Below are 18535 nucleotides of genomic sequence, written 5' to 3'. Positions count from 1 at the left end.
CGAACCGGCGGTTCCGTTTACCGCGCTCCGTCTCGATCGCGGCCGTGCTCGATCCATTTATTATCATACAGCTGTTAGCTGCCGATAACCGGTGACCGAATCCAATCCGCTCCTCCGACTGGTCGCCGCTGCCTGTGCGATCGTCGCGATTGCCCTCGCAGCGGCGACCGTCCGTTCGCCCCTCGAGACCGGGAGCGACGGGTCGGGTAGCGGAGCCACGCCCGGAGACGGATCGGGCGGTCAGCCGCCGCCACCGGAACAGGTCAGTGACGGCACCGTTCCTCCGTTTCTCGAGGCGCTGATCTACCTGGTGATCGGTCTCCTCGCGATCGTGTTCGTCTGGTATCTCATTACACACCGACGCGACGCGATCAAGTTGATCGCTATCGGACTGGTCGTCGCCCTGATAATGGTCACTCTCTCGGTCGCCCTGCTAGAGCTCAGCTCGTTGTTCGGGAGCGAAATGACTCCGGAGGAAGGAGGGGAGTTCGGCGAGGAATCCGGTGACGGCGACTCGCCCGGGTCGGACGGCGAACTCACCCCGATCACTGGCGGGCCGCTGCTCGCCCTGTTAGCGCTGGTAACGGTTATCTTCCTCGGCGGACTGTTTCTCTCGCGGGGCTCGGACGAGTCGGCGGCGACGGCTGCCGAACGGACGGCCGACGGTACTGATTCGCAGGCAACGGCGGAGACGGCCGCCGTGGTCGGCACCGCCGCGGGCAACGCAGCGGATCGGATCGAGGACACGGCCGACGTCGAGAACGCGGTCTACCGGGCCTGGCGGGAGATGACGCGGCCGCTCGAGGTCGATCGGCCCGAGTCGAGCACACCGCGCGAGTTCGCTCGCGCCGCAACCGACGCCGGCATGGACCGCGACCACGTCGGCGAACTCACGCAGTTGTTCGAGGACGTCAGATACGGGGACGCCTCGACCACCCCGGAGCGAGAAGCGCGGGCAGTCGCGGTGCTCCGTCGTATCGAAGCCGAATACGCCGAATCCACGGGTCGCACCCTGCGCGACGAGCCGGTCGATGACTCGGTCGACAGCGTGGGCCGAGGTGAGAACCAGTGAACACCCGCCGCGTTGCCGTCCTGCTCGGAACCGCGGCCTTCCTGGTGGCGATCGCCGTCGTCGCGGGCGTCGTCGAGATCGCCGTTACCCGGCCGACAATCGTTGTCATCGGCTTAGTCGCGCTCGTGGTCGCGTTGTCAGCGCTCTCGCGCGGACACGGCGTCCGAACCCGTTTCGGAACGCCCGATCCCGAGCGACGGGGATCCGTCCCCGTTCCCGGCCGCTCGCTTTCCGGAACGGTCGACGAGTTCCGGGCGGTGACAGCCGGCCACACCGCCAGTAGCCGCCGCCTGCGAAGCGGCCTTCGGGGAGCCGCGGTCGCCGTCCTCACCCGCTTCGAGGGAGACTCGGTCGAGGACGCCACTCGCCGCATCGAAAACGGCACCTGGACCGACGACCGGGTCGCGGCCGCATTTCTCTCCGACAGCGTCGAACCGCCCGCCCGCTCGCTTCGGACGCGACTCGCAGCGGTCGTCACTCCGGCCGGAAACACGCCGTTCCAGTCCGGCATCCGACACGCGGTCGCCGCCATCGTCGCGGTCGGCGACGACGGAGAACGTACCGAAATCGACCGCCAATCGCTTCCCGAGTACGATCCTGAGCCGGACGACCTGCGTGGCGGATTCAGCCGTCCCGGCCCTACGGCAAACGCTCAGTCCCGGACGCGAACGACGACAACCGCGGTCGACGGCATCGAAGCTCACCGCCGACGCTTGACCGAGCATTGGACCGGGATCGGGGCCGTCGCACTGCTCGCCGTCGGTATCGGAGCCGTCGCTGACTCCCCGGCTATCGTCCTCGCCGGCGTCGTAGGCGTCGGCTACGCCGGCTTCGCTCGCGCATTCGACCCCCCGGAACTCGAGCTATCCCTCGACCGAACGCTGAGCGACGACGACCCCGAACCGGGCGACGAAATCGACGTTACCGTGACGCTGACGAACGAGAGCGGGTCGTTCGTTCCCGACCTGCGGTTCGTCGACGGCGTGCCCGCGGACATGGCCGTCACCGAGGGCTCGAGTCGGCTCGGGACCGCGCTTCGACCCGGCGAATCCGTCACGCTCGAGTACACGGTGACGGCCCGTCGGGGGACCCACGCGTTCGATCCCGCGATCGCGATCGCCCGCGACCTCTCACGATCGGTGGAGCGAGAGTTCCTCGTCGACACCGAGACGACGGTCGTCTGTGAGCCGTCGCTGCAGCCGCTGGCTACCGACGTTCCGATCCGGTCGGCGACGACGTCGTTCGCCGGCCGCGTCCAGACGGCCGACGGCGGCTCCGGGACGACCATTCACTCCGTCCGAGAGTATCGCAAGAGCGACCCGCTCAGCAGGATCGACTGGAACCGGCACGCGAAGACCGGCGATCTCGCCACCCTCGAATTTCACGAGGAACGGACGGCCCGCGTAGTCGTACTGGTCGATGCGCGACTGGCAACCTACTGTGCACCGGACCCCGACGCAACCCACGCCGTCGATCGATCCGTCGACGCCGCGGGACGGATCGGAACGGCCCTGCTCGCGACGGGCGAGACGGTCGGCCTCGCCGCGCTCGGCCCGGTCGCTCGCGACGGCGGACGGGAGGAGTCTTCGGACGCCGAGCAGTGCTGGCTCCCGCCGGCGTCCGGTCGCCACCACGAACTGCAGTTTCGAAACCTGCTCGCGACCCACCCCCAGTTCTCTACGCTCCCGCCGAGTTCGGCGTGTCAGTGGCGACGGCAACTGCGGTCGCTCAGACGTCGCCTCTCCGACGACAGTCAGATTATTCTGCTGACCCCGTTGTCCGACTCCGTCGGCGGCGATATCGCTCGCCGGCTCGAGGCCCGTGGCCACCCGGTAACCGTTATCAGTCCCGATCCGACGGCGGACCGAACCGCCGGACAGCAACTGGCCCGCGTCGCCCGGAACGTCCGTCGAACCGACCTTCAGCGTGCGGGCATTCCGGTCATCGACTGGCCCGACGACGAATCGCTGGATACGGCCATAGCACGACACGCGGGTGTGCGCCGATGACCGGGACCGACGACGAGACGATTACGCGTCGACCCACCGTCGTCCTGAGCGCGGCGACGATCGCGGCCGTCCTCGCGGCTGTTCTGGCTATCGGCGCCGGCGCCGACAGCGCGCTCGCGTTCGGCCTGCTCGGAGCCGTCTGCCTCGCGGCCGGCGTCGTTCGGGGGCTGCCGACGGCGCTCGATGTGGGAGCCGTCGTTCTCTTCATCGGCGTCGTCGTCGGCGGACTCGAACAGACCGCGGTCGAACCGACCGTTATCGGAACCATCGCGACCGTGATCGCGTGGGATCTCGGCCACAGTGCCGTCGATCTCGGCGAACAACTCGGTCGGGAGAGCCGAACCGCTCGACTCGAGGCCGTCCAGATCGTCTCGAGTTTGCTGGTCGGCCTGTTGTCTGGAACCGTCGGCTACGCGGTGTACGTCGTTGCAGGTGGCGGACAACCGGTTGCTGCGGCCGTGTTACTGTTGCTGGCAGCTGTCCTGATTACGATCGGACTCGGCACACAGCGCGGGCGATCCGCGAACTGGAGCGGGAGCTGACTCTCGAGAGGGCGAGAGCGACGGAAACGGTATTCAAAACGGGAATTCGAAGGACGGAAGACGGAACTCGAAATCCAAAGACGAAACGGGGAACGCGGACCTGCGGTTCGCGAATCAGATCTCGGCGTACTCTTCGATGTACTCGTCGTTGACTTCCCACTCGCCGTCGCCGTTTTTGATCATGTACTCGCCGTAATAGGGGACTCGGTTCGCGACGACCTCGCGGAACGCCGCCCGAATTTCTGGTTTGGTCATCTCTCCCATCGGTTTGAGGTCGTCGTTTCGGTTGAGACAGCCTTTTAGATATCCTTCGTGGGTGACCCGGACCCGGTGGCAGTTCGCACAGAACGTCGGGTTCTCGACGGGGTCGACGATCTCGACCATTCCGCGGCCGGTACCGTCGTCTCCGCTCACCCAGTAGCGCTTCCGGTCGTGCATCTCGCGGTGTTCGATCTCGTCGGCCTGCTCGGCCAGCCAGTCGTGGACCCGCTGGATGTCGATGTTCCACTCGGGCTTGCCGGTCAGTTCGGGCATGTATTCGATCAGCTGGAGTTGCAGCCCCTCGTTTTCGGCGACGTGGTCGACCATCTCGGGCACGTAGCCCGCGGTGTGCTCGAAGACGACCATGTTGAGCTTGACCGGATCGAGACCGGCCTCGAGGGCGGCGTCGACGCCTTCCAGAACCTTGTCGTAAGCGCCGCTTTTCGTAACGGCGGCGAAGTCCTCCGCATCGAGGGCGTCCTGGGAGACGTTGACCCGATCGAGTCCGGCGTCGACGAGGTCCTCCGCGCGTCCGGGGAGGAAGGTACCGTTGGTCGTCAGGGAGACCTCCATCTGATCCGGCGTTCGCTCGATAATCTCCGTGAGATCCTGGCGAAGCATCGGCTCGCCGCCGGTGAACTTGACCGCATCGACGTCGAACTCGGCGGCGACCTCGAGAAACGTGACGACGTCGTCGGTCGACATCTCGTCGTCCTGTGGATCCATCGGCCCACGGGTATCGCCCAGTCCTTCGTTGTGGCAGTAGACACAGTCGAAATTACACCGATCGGTGAGGGAAACCCGAACCCCGGTTACCTCCCGCCCGAACTCGTCGGTGAGCATACCACACGATTGCGGTCGGATCCGCTTAAACACGCCGGGTGTTTCCACCCCTTCGTAACCGGTTTCGGTTGCGGCTTCGGTTGGATCGCAAACACGACTGGGAACGCCGCGGTGGCCTCCCGCTCCAAACAGGTCGGACCGCTAGCTGTTCGGGTCGATTACTCTTGTAGATAGACGTGGTGGACACCGGTATGAGCACCATCGCCGAGCTGACCGTCCCCGCGAACGAGTTTGCACTCTGGCAGACGCTCGAGGCCGTCGGCGACCTCGCCGTCGAAATCGAACGCGTCGTCGCGTACGATCCGGACCACGTCATGCCTTACGTCTGGTTCGCCGGCGACGAGTCGACGCTCGCCGAGGTCGACGATCTTCTCGAAGACGATTCCAGCGTCGAAGACTGTGAACTTCTGACCGATCTGGACGATGAGCGACTCTATCGGCTGAACTGGGTCGACAATGTGACCGTCATGATTCACCTGCTGACCGAGGAGAAAGCGACGGTGCTGGACGCGAGCGTCGAGGGGCGACGGTGGCGATTTCGGGTGCTCTTTCCGGAGCGGGAGTCGCTCTCGAGTACGTACGAGTTCGCGACCGATCAGGGACTGACGATCGAAATCCAGAAGATCCATCGGATGGAGGACGACCGGCACGGTCAGTACGGGCTGACAGACGCCCAGTACGAGACGCTGGTCGAAGCCCTGGAGCGAGGCTACTACCAGATCCCTCGCGACATGGACATGGAAAATCTCTCGGACGAACTCGACATCGCGCATCAGGCTTTGTCCGAACGGCTCCGACGGGCCCACCGCTCGCTCGTCGAGGAAGCCATCGATATCGGGACTGACGACGCCGGAAACGGGTAATCTCTCCTGAGACGTCGCGTCAGCCGGCGGAAGAACTACCCGGATCACGCTCGAACGGGTTCGTATGGATGAGGATATGCTCGACGATCAGCGCCGCCTCGTAGAACTCATCGAGGAGGAAGGGTGGGATATCACCGACCTCGAGATTTCGGCCTACGATAGCCCGTGGTCGGACGAAGACGACCCCGAAGCGACGGTGACGATTACGGCCCGGAAGCCCTACGAGAGCGAAGACGAGGAGGGCGACGAAAGCGATGATAACCCGTATCGATTGAAATAAAGGGGAGTGGTTGAAGTAGACGGTGGACGATCCGATCGGAGTCGAGTCAGGAGCGGAACGGTCCCTCACACTGTATTCGAAATGAAATTCATTGAAAGAGTATCTAGAGAGTATCACTCTCACACCGCAATCGAAATGAAACCTGTCCGCTAAAATCTGTTTTCGGAGCCATACGGACCGTAGAAGCCGGAAGGGGCAGTTCGCAACCCCATCGCTTGACAATTCATTTCGACAACGGTCCTCGTCTCCCGCCACGGGTCCCCCTCTCGTTTTCGGTTTCATTTCGATTACGGTGTGAGAACGGTCCCGCTCGATCGTCGGTTCTCTCCGGTCCCGGAGTTCATTTCGGTGACGGCGTCTTCACTTCGACGACGGTGCCTTTCCGTCCGACACAGCCCCTTCACTTCGATAACGGTGTCTTCATTTCGACAACGGTCTGGCCGTGTTTCATTCCGGTCACAGTGTCTTCATTTCGATTACGGTCAATCACCCCATCGATCCGGCGACGATCGAATCCCGAGATTCATTTCGACAACGGTCCCTTCATTTCGGCAGTCGTTCACGACGCCGCCGCCGAAATCGCGGGTTCATTTCGACCACGGACCCTTCATTACGACTGCAGGTCGCTCATTTCGAAAGAGGTATTGCAGATTCGTGAACAGTGTCGATAATGGACCACGAGCTATCGTCCGCTCGAGAAGACGGAGACGGACACGAGGACGGGGACGAAGACGACGGCACGACCCGCTCTCCCGAATCGTCTATCGTCGATAGCATCCTCGACGGCGAGCGGAAAACCGTCTTCGAGAACAAGCAACTCGTCGACTCGAACACGATCGTCGATCACAACCGGATCTACGGCCGCGACGAACAACTGGCGGCCGAAGCGCGCGCGTTTCGGGACACCCTCGACGGCGAACGACCGCCGGATCTCTTGCTGTACGGTCCGAGCGGCACCGGGAAGAGCCTCACCGTGAAAGCGGTCGCCGAGAAAGTGAAAGAACGCGCCACGCAGAACGAGATCGCCTTCGACTTCGTCGCCGTGAACTTCAAGACGATGGAGTCGCACTCGCTGGATCGCGCCGTCTGGAAACTCGGGCATCAGACCGCGAGCAAAGCGGGCGTCGCGTGGGACATTCCACGAAAAGGCGTCTCTACGGACGCGAAATACGTTCGACTCTACGAGATCGTCGACCGCCACTTCGACGCGCTCGTGTTCGTTCTCGACGAGATCGACGCGCTCACCGGCCGCGTCGGTGAGGACGAACCCGCGTACTCTCGACTGCTCTATAGCCTGAGTCGAGTGATGGCCGAACAGCACGTCGACACCCTCGTCTCGACGGTCGTGATCACCAACCATCCCAAATTCCGCGAGAACCTCGACAGCAGAACCGACAGCTCGTACAATCCGACGGGAATTCACTTCTCGGACTACGACGCCACCGAACTCATCGAAATTCTCAACCGCCGACGCGACGCCTTCAAACAGGATGCACTTGACGACGGTGTCATCGAACTGGTTGCGGCCTACGGGGCGAAAAACGAGGGCGACGCGCGGCGAGCGATCGACCTGCTCCGCGACGCGGGCGAAATAGCGAACCGAAACGGGGAGACGGTCGTCACCGAGCAACACGTCCACGCGGCCAACGACTCGGTCGTAAAGAACCGCGTGTTAGAGATGGTCGGCGGCATGACCCTCCAGAAGAAGCTCTCCCTCTACGCCGCCGCGGTCGTCGCCGACGTGAACGACGGAGCCGCTCCGAGTCCAGCGGTCTACGCGCTGTATCGAGAAATCTGTCAGCGCACCGACCGCGACGTCTACACGCAGGAAACCGTCAACAGCCACATCAACAAGGCCGGCACGTACGGCGTCCTCGAGAGCGAGCGGACGAGCGGCGGGTTCAAAAGCGGCGTTCACCTCATGTTTACGTTCACGGAACCGGTCGAAGCCGTCCTCGAGACCCTCGAGGAGGACGACACGTTCGACGAACTCGATCTAGAAACCGCCCGAACGGTCGCCCGTCAGTCGCTCCGCGACTCGTGAGGCCTTCCGTAGTGTGCCAGCTCGTGATCGCGATATTTTCCGCGCCGTGACCGGCGTCGCAGTTACCCCTTGATGTTGCACACGGGGAACGTCCGCGCGACCTTGTCGCCGATTCCGAGTTCGTCCGAGACGCGGACGACCTCGTCGACGTCCTTGTAGACGCCGGGGGCTTCCTCGGCGACCGTCGCCCCCGACTGGGCCTTGACGTAGATCTGCTCCTGCTCCTCGAGTTGGTCCTGGACGTCGCCGCCCCAGAACTCGTCTTTGGCCTGCGTGCGGCTCATCAGCCGGCCCGCGCCGTGGGCCGTCGACCCGAACGTGAGGTCCATCGAGTTCTCGCCGCCCCGGAGGACGTAGCTGCCCGCGCCCATGCTGCCGGGGATGATGACTGGCTGGCCGACGTCGCGGTAGGCCTTCGGGACTTCGGGATGACCCGCTGGGAACGCGCGCGTCGCACCCTTGCGGTGGACGTAGAGTTCCCGCTGTTCGCCACCGACGTCGTGGCTTTCCTTTTTCGCGATATTGTGCGCCACGTCGTACAGCAGCTCCATCTCCATCTCCTGCCACGACCGGTCGAAGACGCGTTCGAAGACCTGCCGCGTGCGGTGCATGATCAGCTGCCGGTTGACCCACGCGAAGTTGATCGCGGCGTTCATCGCGCCGTAGTAGTCCTCCGCGAGCTGCGAGCCCGCCGGCGCGGCGGCCAGTTCCTTGTCCGGCAGCTGATTCAACAGCCCCTGATGTTGCTGCTCGATCTTCCGGAGGTAGTCGTTGCACGTCTGGTGGCCCAGTCCGCGAGAACCGCAGTGAATGAGGACGACGATCTGGTCTTCCTCGAGCCCGTAGGCCTCGCCCACGTCGCCATCGAAGACGTCGGTGACGCGCTGGACCTCGAGGAAATGGTTGCCCGAGCCGAGCGAGCCGATCTGGTTCTTACCACGGTCTTTCGCCTTCTGGCTGACCTTGTCCGGGTCCGCGCCCTCGCGCATGCCTTCGTCCTCGCAGTGCAGGAGGTCCTCCTCGACGGCGTGGCCGTTCTCGAGGGCCCAGTCGACCCCGCGAGCGAGAATCTCGTCGACGGCGTCGATCCCGGCTTCGACGATGCCGCCGCCGCCCAGACCCGACGGAACGTTTGCAAACAGGGAGTCGACGAGTTCCGCTTCGCGGCCCTGTAACTCGTCGTAGGTCAGGTTCGTCCGCATCATCCGAACGCCGCAATTGATGTCATAGCCGACCGCTCCCGGCGAAATACAGCCGTTTTCGGCGTCGAGTGCACCAACCCCACCGACGGGGAACCCGTAGCCCTGATGACCGTCGGGCATACAGATCGCGTGATTGGTAATTCCCGGCAGGTGGGTCGTGTTTTTGATCTGCTCGAGGGTTTTGTCGTCCTTGATCTCCTCCAGAAGGGGTTCGCTCGCGAGCACTCGCGCCGGCACGCGCATATCGCCTTCCTGTGGGATCTCCCAGACGTAGTCACGCACCTTCTCGAGCGTGATACCGTCTGCGTCGAACGTGGATTCGCTCATACGAAAACCTCCGGTCCGAACGGTCAAAGAAGTTCGTCTCTGGCCTGGCTTCGCTCGTCGAACTCGCGGCGACTGTGGCGACTCGAGTTCGACGCTGCCGTAAACGAAAACCGGCGATCGGTCGGGACGAGAACGAAAACCGGTGGCCGCCCAGCGCTTACCCTTCACCATTTACCGATGACTGCTTACCACTTTCCGATGACCGCTCGGCGCTCACTGATGACCGCCCATCGCCCATCGCCCATCGCCCATCGCCCACCACCCACCACCCACATCTCGCCGCAAACCCGTTAAACGTCGAAAACCACGTACGCTTCCCAGCCCTCGCCGTCGGACGCGCGCTCGAGTCGCATCTCGGAGTACGTGACTGCCTTTACTTCGCGCGCGTCGATCTCGGCGAGGGGGACGCCTCGGGCGGTGGCCTCGAGCGACCAGTCGGCGTCCGCGTCGCCCTCATCGTCGGTGCCAGTCACTGCGGCTGTCGCGCCTTCGACCTCCGGCGACTCGATCCTCTCGACGCGGTGTTCGACAGGAAGTTCGTTCCGGACGTCGCGGAGATAGATCAGTTCGTCGAGATAATCGAACAGCAGGGCTTCGCGACTCTCGGCGGTCACCGAAAGCGAAAACCGCTCGCCGGTCTCCCCGGGGATGTCGTCACACGAGGCGGCCGCGAGTCCGTCGGCGACCGCGGCGAAGACCCGCTCGAGCGTGTCGCCGGTTGCCGCGACCGCGATGTCGGCCGTGTGATCGCGCAGTTCGAACGCCTGGCCCGGGCTCCGATCACCTGTCATTGCTCTCTGACAGCGGGTTCGGCTGCCGGGGTCGTATGCCCGTCGTTTTCGTTCGCGGGCCGGTCTCCCCACGGCGACCGAATCGGCGGACATCGATCGTGTCGCTCCCTTGCGACGAGCGCCGTTCGAGGACACTGTCTGGATAGGGTCGTGTCAGACATTCCAGATCGATGAGTGCCGGTGGAATTATATTGGCGACGCTGGTAGGGTTTGCTAGTGAGCGTCAACATCGACAGTCGGGTCGTCACGCCGGGGAGTGACGACTTCGTCGACCAGGCCTGGCAACTCAAGGAGGAGATTAACAGTCAGGAAGGTGTGCTCAAACAGCGCTACGACTTCTTTTCCGATGCGTATCGCCGCTCCAAGGTCCACTGCTACGTCCGCGACGGAGAACTCGTCGGGTTCGCCGCGGTTCGGCGCGACGGCTACATTCTGTTCCTCGCGGTGTCGCCGGACCTCCGCGGTGAAGGCATCGGCAAACAACTCGTCGCGCGCGTCGCGGAAGACCACGATACGATCACGTGTCACGCCCGGACGAGCAACGAGAACGCCCTCCAGTTCTACGAACACCTCGGCTTCGAGATCAAGCGGCGTATCGACGACTACTACGAGGACGGGGGCGACGCCTACTACCTGAAACTCGGCTCCGACGTCGGAATTACGGATCGATTGTCCGATCTGATGCGGCGCTGAGCGCCACTGCCGATGGCTCTCCGCTCCTCGAGCCATCGCTACACTGCTACCGTCGCCGTCAGGTGACCCACTCCGCCACGACGTCGCCGCAGAACGGACACCGCTCGGGATCGGTCCACTCGCGTTCGGTCGGTTCGAGGCCGTCGGTCACACCCTCAGCTCTCTCCCGCTTCTCGAGGGCGGTTTCGACGCGGTCGACGGTCGGCGGTCGGTGGCCGTCGATCCGCTCGAGAACCGATCACTACTCGACGGCGAACCCGACTACGAGTCCGCCCCGGGGTGTCCGTCGGGCAGGCCGCGTCGCTCGAACATGTTCTCCCGCAGCGTCTCGCCCTCGTACTCCTCGCGGATCAGCCCGCGCTCGCGGAGAACGGGAACGACGTAGTCCACGAAGTCCCGCAGGCTTCCGGGCCGTGTTACCTCCTTGAGATTGAAGCCGTCGACGCCGACCTCCTCCTGCCACGCCTCGAGTTCGTCGGCGACCGTTTCGGGACCGCCGACGATCACGGGCGAGGTCGTGCCGAGTCCCGCGAACTGCGCGACCTCTTCGACCGTCCACTCGCGGTCCGGATCGTTCTTCGTGAACGCGTTGATCGTCCCCCGGATGGCGTCGGTTTCGATGTGCTCGACCTTCTGATCGGGCTCGAGTTCGGAGAAGTCCATGTCGATAAAGCCCGAGAGCAGCGACAGGGTGCCCTCGACGCTGATGTGCTCCTTGTAGGTCTCGTGTTTCTCGCGGGCGACCTCGTCGGTTTCGCCCGTAATGACGACGATTCCGGGGAAGAACTTCAGCGAGTCGGGGTCGCGGCCGCGGTCGCCGACGCGCTCGCGCATGTCCTCGATGTAGTCGCGGGTCGCTTCCTTCGTCGGTTGAGAGACGAAGACGCCTTCGGCGTTCGTCGCCGCGAACCGTCGACCCCGATCCGAGGAGCCCGCTTGGTAGATGACGGGCGATCGCTGGGGCGACGGCTCGCAGCCGTGTGGTCCCGGGACCGTGAAGTACTCGCCCTCGTAGTCGATCGCGTGGACGTTCTCGGGATCGGTGTAGGTCTCCGACTCGGCGTCGCGGACGATCGCATCGTCCTCCCAGGAGTCCTCCCAGAGCCGGTAGCAGACGTCCATGAACTCGTCGGCCCGGTCGTACCGCTCGTCGTGTTCCATCCGATCGCCCATCCCGAGGTTTTCGGCCGCACTCTCGAGATACGAGGTGACGACGTTGAACGCGATCCGTCCGTCCGTGACGTGATCGAGCGTCGATAGTTCGCGGGCGAGCTGGTAGGGGTGGACGTAGCTCGTCGACCGTGTAACGGCGAACCCGATGTCGTCGGTTACTTCGGCCATCGCGGGCACGAGCGCCTGTGGCATGTTCGATGGCGTCTGAATCGCTCGCTGGATCGCCGGGTCACGATCGTCGTCGTAGACGTCGTAGATGCCGCGGACGTCGGCGAAGAAGATCGCGTCGAAGCCGCCGCGTTCGGCCGTCCGCGCGACGTCGGTCCAGTACTCGCGATCGGTGTACCGGTGGGACTGATCGCCCGGGATCGTCCAGGATCCCGGTGAGACATGCTCAACCGAGTTCATCGTAAAGAGATTGAAGTGTAGGTGATCGCTCATCGTCCGCACGTGTTCCTCCCGGGGAAAAAGCGAATCGACACCGGAGAATATACTGTCGGCCGGAAGTCAGCGAGAAGTCGGTCGCGGAGTTCCGGCCGTCTCCGAAGGCGACGGCCGTATTCGAGCGACCGATCTTCGAGTAGTTCCGGCCGACAGTATAGGAACGCCGAGACCGACTGCCGGGCCGACCGGAACTATCGTCTGTCGGACGTTTCGGCCGTCAGCACGAACAGTAGTAATCGGGCCCGCCGAACTCCGTCTCGAGGATCTGCAGCGCTGGGCCGGGATCCGACGGCCGGTAGACGCCCGTGGTCAGTCCGCGCGTCGACTCGAACTCCCCGGAGAGCAAGGCGGTCCACTCCTCGTTCGAGAGCACGTCCCGAAACGAGGGGGTGCTCGCGAGCAGCGAGAGGTAGTCGGGCAGGTAGATCCAGCGCGCGTTGTCGGGGTCCGTCCACTCGTACTCGGCTCCGACGGCGTCGGCGTAGGCCGCGTACGGCAGGTTCGCGCCCGCCTCGACGGGCATCGAGATCCACTTCCACGGGCGCGTGTTCACGTCGAGCAGGACGTACTCCTCGCGGTCTCGATCGTATACGAACTCGGCCTCGCTGATCCCGTAGTAGCCGCTCTCCTCGAGGATCGACCGCGCGTCGGCCTCGAGTTCGGGATCGGAGACGGTGTCGACGACGCAGGAGGTGCCGTAGCCCTGCGGGTAACGAACGCGGGCGTTGCCGACGACGCTCAACACCTCACCGTCGGGGGAGCGGTAGGAGGCCAGCGACCGGTCCTCACCGGTCGCGACCGGGACCTTCTCCTGGGCCATGACTCGGACGCCGGCCTCGTCGGCCTCGGTGACGACGTCGTGGAACTCCTCGCGGTCGGCGACCTCGACGACGTTCGTGCCGAGCAGTTCCTCGAACTCCCGCTTGCGGGCGGGTTTGACGACCAGCGGGAAGCCAAGTTGATCGGCGGCCCCGTCGGGATCGACCTCGGAGAGGCGGTACGTTTCGGGGAACGGAACGCCGAGTTCCTCGGCGGTGGCGTACAGCGACTCCTTGTCGAGGACGTTCGCGATCACGTCCCGATCGGCGAACGGGCGGCGAACCCCCTCGGGTTCGGTCTCCGCGAACGCGTGGACCCACTCGTCCATGCAGGGGAAGGCGACGGGGTCGTGATCCAGCGCGGCCGCGACCGACTCGACGTCGTCGCGGAAGCCGTCGGGATCGTCGAGCGGGAAGGTGACTTCGCCCGCCGCGACGACGGCTTCCGAGGGCGGCGCGACGCCGTCGCCGGTTCGATCCAGCGCGATGACGGGAACGCCGTGAGCGGCGAGCGCCCGCGCGACGCTCACGCCGGTGATGTGAGCGTTAGAGACGATCGCCGGCGGTCGGTCGAACGAACGATCCTCGAGGGTCGCACAGAGATCCGCGATCGAGGTGAACTGTCGGCTCATGGTCGATCCAGCCAGTCGGAAGGGCTAAATCCTGCGGTTCCGGCATCCCCTCGGGGGCGTCCCGAGAAGGCGCGCCACTCGCGAGCGGGCCGCCCATCGAAGCCGACCATTCGGCAGGATTATACCCCCGCACCCACGACTACCTGAGGCGCATGGAGGAGCGAACGAGGGCTTACCTTCGAGGGCGATTTCGTGATCACTACCGGCGGACAGCGATCACACCACCACCCGCGGCCAACGAACGCGAGTGGGGATACATTCCCTGGACCGAAGGCCCCGACACGACGATGGTCCGCCACCGTTCGCTGCTGGAACTGGGCGATCTCGAGGAGTTCCTCGTTCGAAAACGCCCACAGCACGTCTACTTCTCCGCGGGTCGCTTTCGGGATCCCGGCGCGAGTTCGATGCACGAGAAAGACTGGCAGTCCGCGGATCTCGTCTTCGATCTCGACGCCGACCACTTACCGAGCGTGACCCTCGGAGAGGACTCTTACGGCGAGATGCTCGCCAAGTGTAAGGACGCCCTGTTGCGACTGCTCGAGTTCCTCGAGGACGATTTCGGTTTCGAGGACCTCGAGATCGTCTTCTCCGGCGGACGGGGCTATCACGTCCACGTCCGCGACGAGAACGTTTTGCATCTCGAGCGAGAGCACCGACGGGAGATCGTCGACTACGTTCGCGGCATCGGCATGGATTTCGACGAGTTGATCGAAACCGAGACCGTCGCCGGACTCGGCCGCAAGACGCCGACGGAACGACGGACCCTACAGATCGACGGCGGTTGGGGTGCTCGAACCCACGCTCATCTGATGGCGTTCATCGACGAACTCCTCGAACTCGAGGAAGCGGCCGCTCTCGATCGACTTCAGGAGTTCGACGGCATCGGCGAAGGTAAGGCCCAGGCGACGCTCAACGCCGCTCGCAACAACCGCGAGCAACTCGAGGCGGGCAACGTCACGGTCCACACCGCGGTCGCGCAGTTGGCCGAACGGTTCGCCGATCAGGCGATCGAACGAGATAACGCGCCGATCGACGAACCCGTCACCACTGACACGAACCGACTCATCCGCCTGCCGGGGAGTCTTCACGGGGGCAGTGGGCTGAAAACGGTCCGCCTCGAGCGCGACGAACTCGCGGCGTTCGATCCGCTCGACGACGCGGTTCCGGAGACGTTCCGGGGCCACGAGATCACCGTCACCGTCACCGAGCCGGGCGAGATCGAACTCGGCGGGGATAGCTTTACAGTCTCGGAGGGCGACCAGTCACTACCGGAGTACGTTGCCGTGTTCTTGATGGCACGCGGCAGCGCCGAAAAGGAGAAAGAATGAATTTAGACGAGTTGCGTTCAGTCCAGAGCAAGGAGCGCCAGAAGGATAGCCTCCAGAATCTGCGCCCCTCGTTCTATCAGGAGGTCGGCGAGTACATCGCCGATCTCGAGGACGAACGCGACCGCGTCGCCGAACAGGCCGATGACCCCTTTTCATCGCCCGAAGTCGGCCGACTCACCGACGAGATCGAGACCGCAAAAGACGTCGTCGAGGCGATCTACGAGCGCCGCATGGGGAAACTCGTCAAGCAAGCCAGCCTTTCCGCAGCCGGAATGGCGGCCAACGACGAGGGACTTACTGCCGAGGAAGCCGACCTCTTCGACGACCTCGTCGAACGGATCGGCTCGAACAAGTCCCGCGTGCTCGACGTTCTCGAGGAGATCGAGACCGAGGGGGGACCCGCCGCCGATACTCCCACCGAACCCGACCGTCCGGACTCGAATCGGTCCGGGCCCGCCCCGATTGACGACCCCGGAACGGCGGTCGACTCGGATTCACCGGCCGGGGGCGTCGACGACGATACCCCGCCGGTGCCACCGCAGGAGCCATCGGGAGACGCCGGCCCCACACCTCCGCCTGCGGCCGACGATGACGGCGGGCCGGAGACTGGAGGGAGTGGACCGTCAGAGGGGCCAGAATCCGGCGACTCGAGCGGCGTCACGCCTGCAGATGTCATGGGCAGTGACGGGCCAACGATCGACGAGGAGGTCGCTGGCTCGGCGACACCATCGTCATCGTCGGACGACGGCCAGCCGTACGCCGTCGGGGACGGGGCCGGTACCGGTACGGATGCCGATATCGATGTCACGGACGATACCGATTCGGTCCCGGACCCGGATTCGAACTCGGTCGATGACGGCTCTGCCGATATGGATGTTGATCGCATGACCGTCAGAATTACCCGCGACATCGGCTCGATTCTCGGCGTCGACGACCGGGAGTACTCGCTGTCGACCGACGACATCGTTACCCTCCCGGAACAGAACGCCACGCCGCTGCTCGAGCAAGAGGCGGCCGAACCGCTCGAGTAAGCGGGCCCCTGACCGCGACCCATTCCGAGGGGAATCCGAACGATCGTTTGGTTTCAGCTGCCCCCCGAGAGCGAGAGAGATCTGGCACTGTATCGACGGAACCGAAACCACAACGCATACATCGACGGTCGCTAACACACGGCCATGCTCGACGTAGGCGACGAGGCACCCGAGTTCGAACTTGAAAACCAGCACGGCGACACCGTTCGGCGCTCCGATTTCGAGGGGCAGCGACTCGTCGTGTACTTTTACCCGCGTGCAAACACCGACGGGTGTACCACCGAAGCCTGTGCGTTCAACGACGCGAAACCCGCGTTCGACGACCACGATACCCACATCGTCGGAATCAGCGACGACCCGGTCGACGATATCGAATCCTTCGCCGACGAGTACGACCTTGAGTTCGACCTCCTTTCGGATGAACTCGGCGAGGTCGCGACGCTGTACGACTCCTACGGCGAAAAGCAGATGTTCGGCAATACCTTCGACGGCGTCTTCCGCAACACCTACGTCGTCGATCCCGACGGTCGTATCGAGGCCGTCTACGAGGGCGTCTCGCCCGAGGGCCACGCCGAAGCGGTTCTCGAGGAACTCGAGGATCGGTCGCCCGAAGTGACGCCGTAGGCCAACGGAACTCGTCGTGCCCTTTCGCTCAGCAGATCGTTTCGGGCGGATACGACGGTGCAACGAGGGGAGAAGATGGGACGGCCATCGCCGCTTCTGTCCCCTGTAGACTGTTCGTCTCCGGCACATCGACGTTTCGTTCTCGTTTCGGTCGTCCGAGACCAGCTTTCGAAGCCGCTCACTCGATGAACGATTCCGGGTCCTTTTCGTAGAGTTCCCATATCGTGATCTCGGCGTTCCGAATCTCCGTGGCTCGCGCGTGGTCGTCGCTCGTGAGATCGGTCCAGTCGAGCAATCCGGGGAAGACGAGCGGAATCGTATACGTAGAAATATCGTCCCAGTCGGGCTCGTCACCGGTGAACTCCTCGGCGACGAGTTCGGTCGTTCCGTGTGCGTGTTGCTCACCGCTGTAGTTCGGCTCGACTCCGAGGCCGAATTTGTACGGATACGCGACCCAGTGCCACCGCTTCCCGGCACCGTGGTGGACGGCCGGCGTCCACGTGTACACCTCGCCGGGCGTCAGTTGCTTCGTGTCCACGGGGTGGGCGGTTTGCAGGTCACGCCACATCTCGACGACCCACTCCCCGTCGTTCCAGACGCCGGTCCCGCGCCAATCCGCGGCGCTCCCGTGCGGTTCCTGTAGCGGCCGGCGCGGGATCATCGCACCCTCCCACTCCGCGACGTCGGGATCGAAGGCAACGGCGTCCTTCATCTCCAGCGCGTACGTGTCGTCCTGCTGGTGGGGGACGTTTCCGTCACGGATCTCGTGATAGTCGAGCGCTCCCCTCTCGACGACGTCGGGATCCCACATGTACTCCGGTCCGTCCCGTGGTCCCCACTCCTGGGTGGTGTACGTATTCCGGCCCTGATCGCTGTGTCGGTAGTCGAGCACGTGGTGGTCCGTTCCGTAGCCTTTCGGATTACTCCGGTGGGCCCGCCACATCGGGAGATCGAGGAACACGCCGTCCCGTTTGAGCCGCTCGAGTTCGCCCTCGGACCCGACCGTTCGCCAGTCGTTTTCCCACCACTCGCCCTCGCAGGCCTGTGGAATGAACTTCCGGATGTCCGTTTTGTCGAGGCCCTCGGCGCCGAAGTGATCGTGGGACTGAACGTCCGCTTCGGATACTTCGCTGGGCAGCGATCGCATCCCCTTGTGAACGGTTAACCAGCCGCCGAATTCCTCGAATCCGGTTACCGATCCGTCGTCGAGGAGGAAACTCACGCGGTCCTCGTAGAAGCCGGTGTGCTCGGGAGTCTCCCCTTTCGCCACCCACGGAGACGGATCGGCAAACTGCGTCCACTCGCCGTCGCGATACACGAGCATGTCATGGAGCCACCCGCCCGGATTCGGCTGGTCCCATCGAAACCGGAAGTGAATCCGGTCCGAATTGAACGCGATTTCGGTCCGAAGCTCTTTGACCCTCTCCCCGGGACGCCACTGCTCAGTCATACCGGAGCGGGCCCTGTCCGCCCGTCCATCCGTCTTTAGTTAGGAGACAAAACGCATGACAGCGACGGCTTATCGTGGCTATTTTTCGGAAGGAATGAGGAGGTGTCG

General features: G+C 64.0%; 16 protein-coding genes. 10 read left to right on the top strand and 6 right to left on the bottom strand.

Annotation, left to right across the window (positions count from 1 at the left end):
* The first annotated feature begins 91 nt into the window (after positions 1-91).
* Genes GS429_RS11965 through GS429_RS11955 form a run of 3 tightly spaced genes read left to right on the top strand, consistent with a single transcriptional unit; the run spans position 92 to position 3623 of the window.
* The gene (locus tag GS429_RS11965; RefSeq protein WP_328821369.1) at positions 92-1072 is read left to right on the top strand and encodes a DUF4129 domain-containing protein; all 981 of its coding nucleotides are present in this window, start codon (positions 92-94) and stop codon (positions 1070-1072) included.
* Positions 1069-3081, top strand: coding sequence for a DUF58 domain-containing protein (locus GS429_RS11960; RefSeq protein WP_328821368.1), 2013 nt, complete (start codon positions 1069-1071; stop codon positions 3079-3081). Before GS429_RS11965 ends, GS429_RS11960 begins: the two co-directional genes overlap by 4 nt.
* Complete coding sequence (locus GS429_RS11955) at positions 3078-3623, top strand: DUF7519 family protein (protein ID WP_160065591.1); 546 nt, start codon at positions 3078-3080, stop codon at positions 3621-3623. The genes GS429_RS11960 and GS429_RS11955 overlap by 4 nt, the downstream gene beginning before the upstream one ends.
* 114 nt (positions 3624-3737) lie before the next feature.
* Here the strand turns inward: GS429_RS11955 and moaA are convergent, their stop codons facing one another.
* Positions 3738-4727 carry a GTP 3',8-cyclase MoaA gene (moaA, locus tag GS429_RS11950; RefSeq protein ID WP_160065590.1) on the bottom strand — a complete coding sequence of 330 codons (990 nt, stop codon included), beginning with the start codon at positions 4725-4727 and terminating at the stop codon, positions 3738-3740.
* 191 nt (positions 4728-4918) lie between these two features.
* Here moaA and GS429_RS11945 point away from each other — a divergent pair, with 191 nt between their 5' ends.
* The 3 genes from GS429_RS11945 (at position 4919) to GS429_RS11935 (ending at position 7914) form a co-directional block, all read left to right on the top strand.
* Positions 4919-5590, top strand: a complete 672-nt coding sequence (locus GS429_RS11945; protein WP_160065589.1) for a helix-turn-helix domain-containing protein — start codon at positions 4919-4921, stop codon at positions 5588-5590.
* Positions 5591-5654: 64 nt separating this feature from the next.
* Positions 5655-5870: a hypothetical protein gene (locus GS429_RS11940; RefSeq protein ID WP_160065588.1), complete on the top strand. Its 216-nt coding sequence runs from the start codon at positions 5655-5657 to the stop codon at positions 5868-5870.
* A 670-nt stretch (positions 5871-6540) separates the two neighbouring features.
* A complete protein-coding gene (locus tag GS429_RS11935) occupies positions 6541-7914 on the top strand; it encodes a Cdc6/Cdc18 family protein (RefSeq protein WP_160065587.1) in 1374 nt (457 codons plus the stop codon).
* A 62-nt stretch (positions 7915-7976) separates the two neighbouring features.
* Here GS429_RS11935 and GS429_RS11930 read toward each other — a convergent pair whose 3' ends face one another.
* Both GS429_RS11930 and GS429_RS11925 read right to left on the bottom strand, forming a co-directional pair.
* Complete coding sequence (locus GS429_RS11930) at positions 7977-9443, bottom strand: RtcB family protein (protein WP_160065586.1); 1467 nt, start codon at positions 9441-9443, stop codon at positions 7977-7979.
* Between the two features lie 290 nt (positions 9444-9733).
* Complete coding sequence (locus tag GS429_RS11925) at positions 9734-10234, bottom strand: archease (protein ID WP_160065585.1); 501 nt, start codon at positions 10232-10234, stop codon at positions 9734-9736.
* A 216-nt stretch (positions 10235-10450) separates the two neighbouring features.
* Here GS429_RS11925 and GS429_RS11920 point away from each other — a divergent pair, with 216 nt between their 5' ends.
* Positions 10451-10927, top strand: coding sequence for a GNAT family N-acetyltransferase (locus GS429_RS11920; RefSeq protein ID WP_328821367.1), 477 nt, complete (start codon positions 10451-10453; stop codon positions 10925-10927).
* A gap of 261 nt (positions 10928-11188) precedes the next feature.
* On the opposite strand, the gene GS429_RS11915 is transcribed toward GS429_RS11920, so the two are convergent.
* Positions 11189-12541 (bottom strand): LLM class flavin-dependent oxidoreductase, encoded by a 1353-nt coding sequence (locus GS429_RS11915; RefSeq protein WP_160065583.1) that lies wholly within the window; start codon positions 12539-12541, stop codon positions 11189-11191.
* Positions 12542-12761: 220 nt separating this feature from the next.
* Positions 12762-13994, bottom strand: coding sequence for a carboxylate--amine ligase (locus tag GS429_RS11910; RefSeq protein ID WP_160065582.1), 1233 nt, complete (start codon positions 13992-13994; stop codon positions 12762-12764).
* 152 nt (positions 13995-14146) lie between these two features.
* Between GS429_RS11910 and priS the strand changes: the two genes are divergently transcribed.
* The 3 genes from priS (at position 14147) to bcp (ending at position 16977) form a co-directional block, all read left to right on the top strand.
* On the top strand, positions 14147-15322 hold the full coding sequence (priS, locus tag GS429_RS11905; RefSeq protein ID WP_160065581.1) for a DNA primase small subunit PriS: 1176 nt from the start codon (positions 14147-14149) through the stop codon (positions 15320-15322).
* Positions 15319-16353, top strand: a complete 1035-nt coding sequence (locus GS429_RS11900; protein ID WP_160065580.1) for a hypothetical protein — start codon at positions 15319-15321, stop codon at positions 16351-16353. Before priS ends, GS429_RS11900 begins: the two co-directional genes overlap by 4 nt.
* Positions 16354-16497: 144 nt before the next feature.
* Positions 16498-16977, top strand: coding sequence for a thioredoxin-dependent thiol peroxidase (gene bcp / locus GS429_RS11895; protein WP_160065579.1), 480 nt, complete (start codon positions 16498-16500; stop codon positions 16975-16977).
* 178 nt (positions 16978-17155) lie between these two features.
* Here bcp and GS429_RS11890 read toward each other — a convergent pair whose 3' ends face one another.
* The gene (locus GS429_RS11890; protein WP_160065578.1) at positions 17156-18427 is read right to left on the bottom strand and encodes an ethylbenzene dehydrogenase-related protein; all 1272 of its coding nucleotides are present in this window, start codon (positions 18425-18427) and stop codon (positions 17156-17158) included.
* Between the last annotated feature and the right edge of the window lie 108 nt (positions 18428-18535).

Source organism: Natronorubrum halalkaliphilum (assembly GCF_009834785.1).
GTDB lineage: Archaea > Halobacteriota > Halobacteria > Halobacteriales > Natrialbaceae > Natronorubrum > Natronorubrum halalkaliphilum.
The sequence above is the reverse complement of the archived record's forward strand: the minus strand, read 5'-3'. Positions and strand labels throughout refer to the sequence as shown.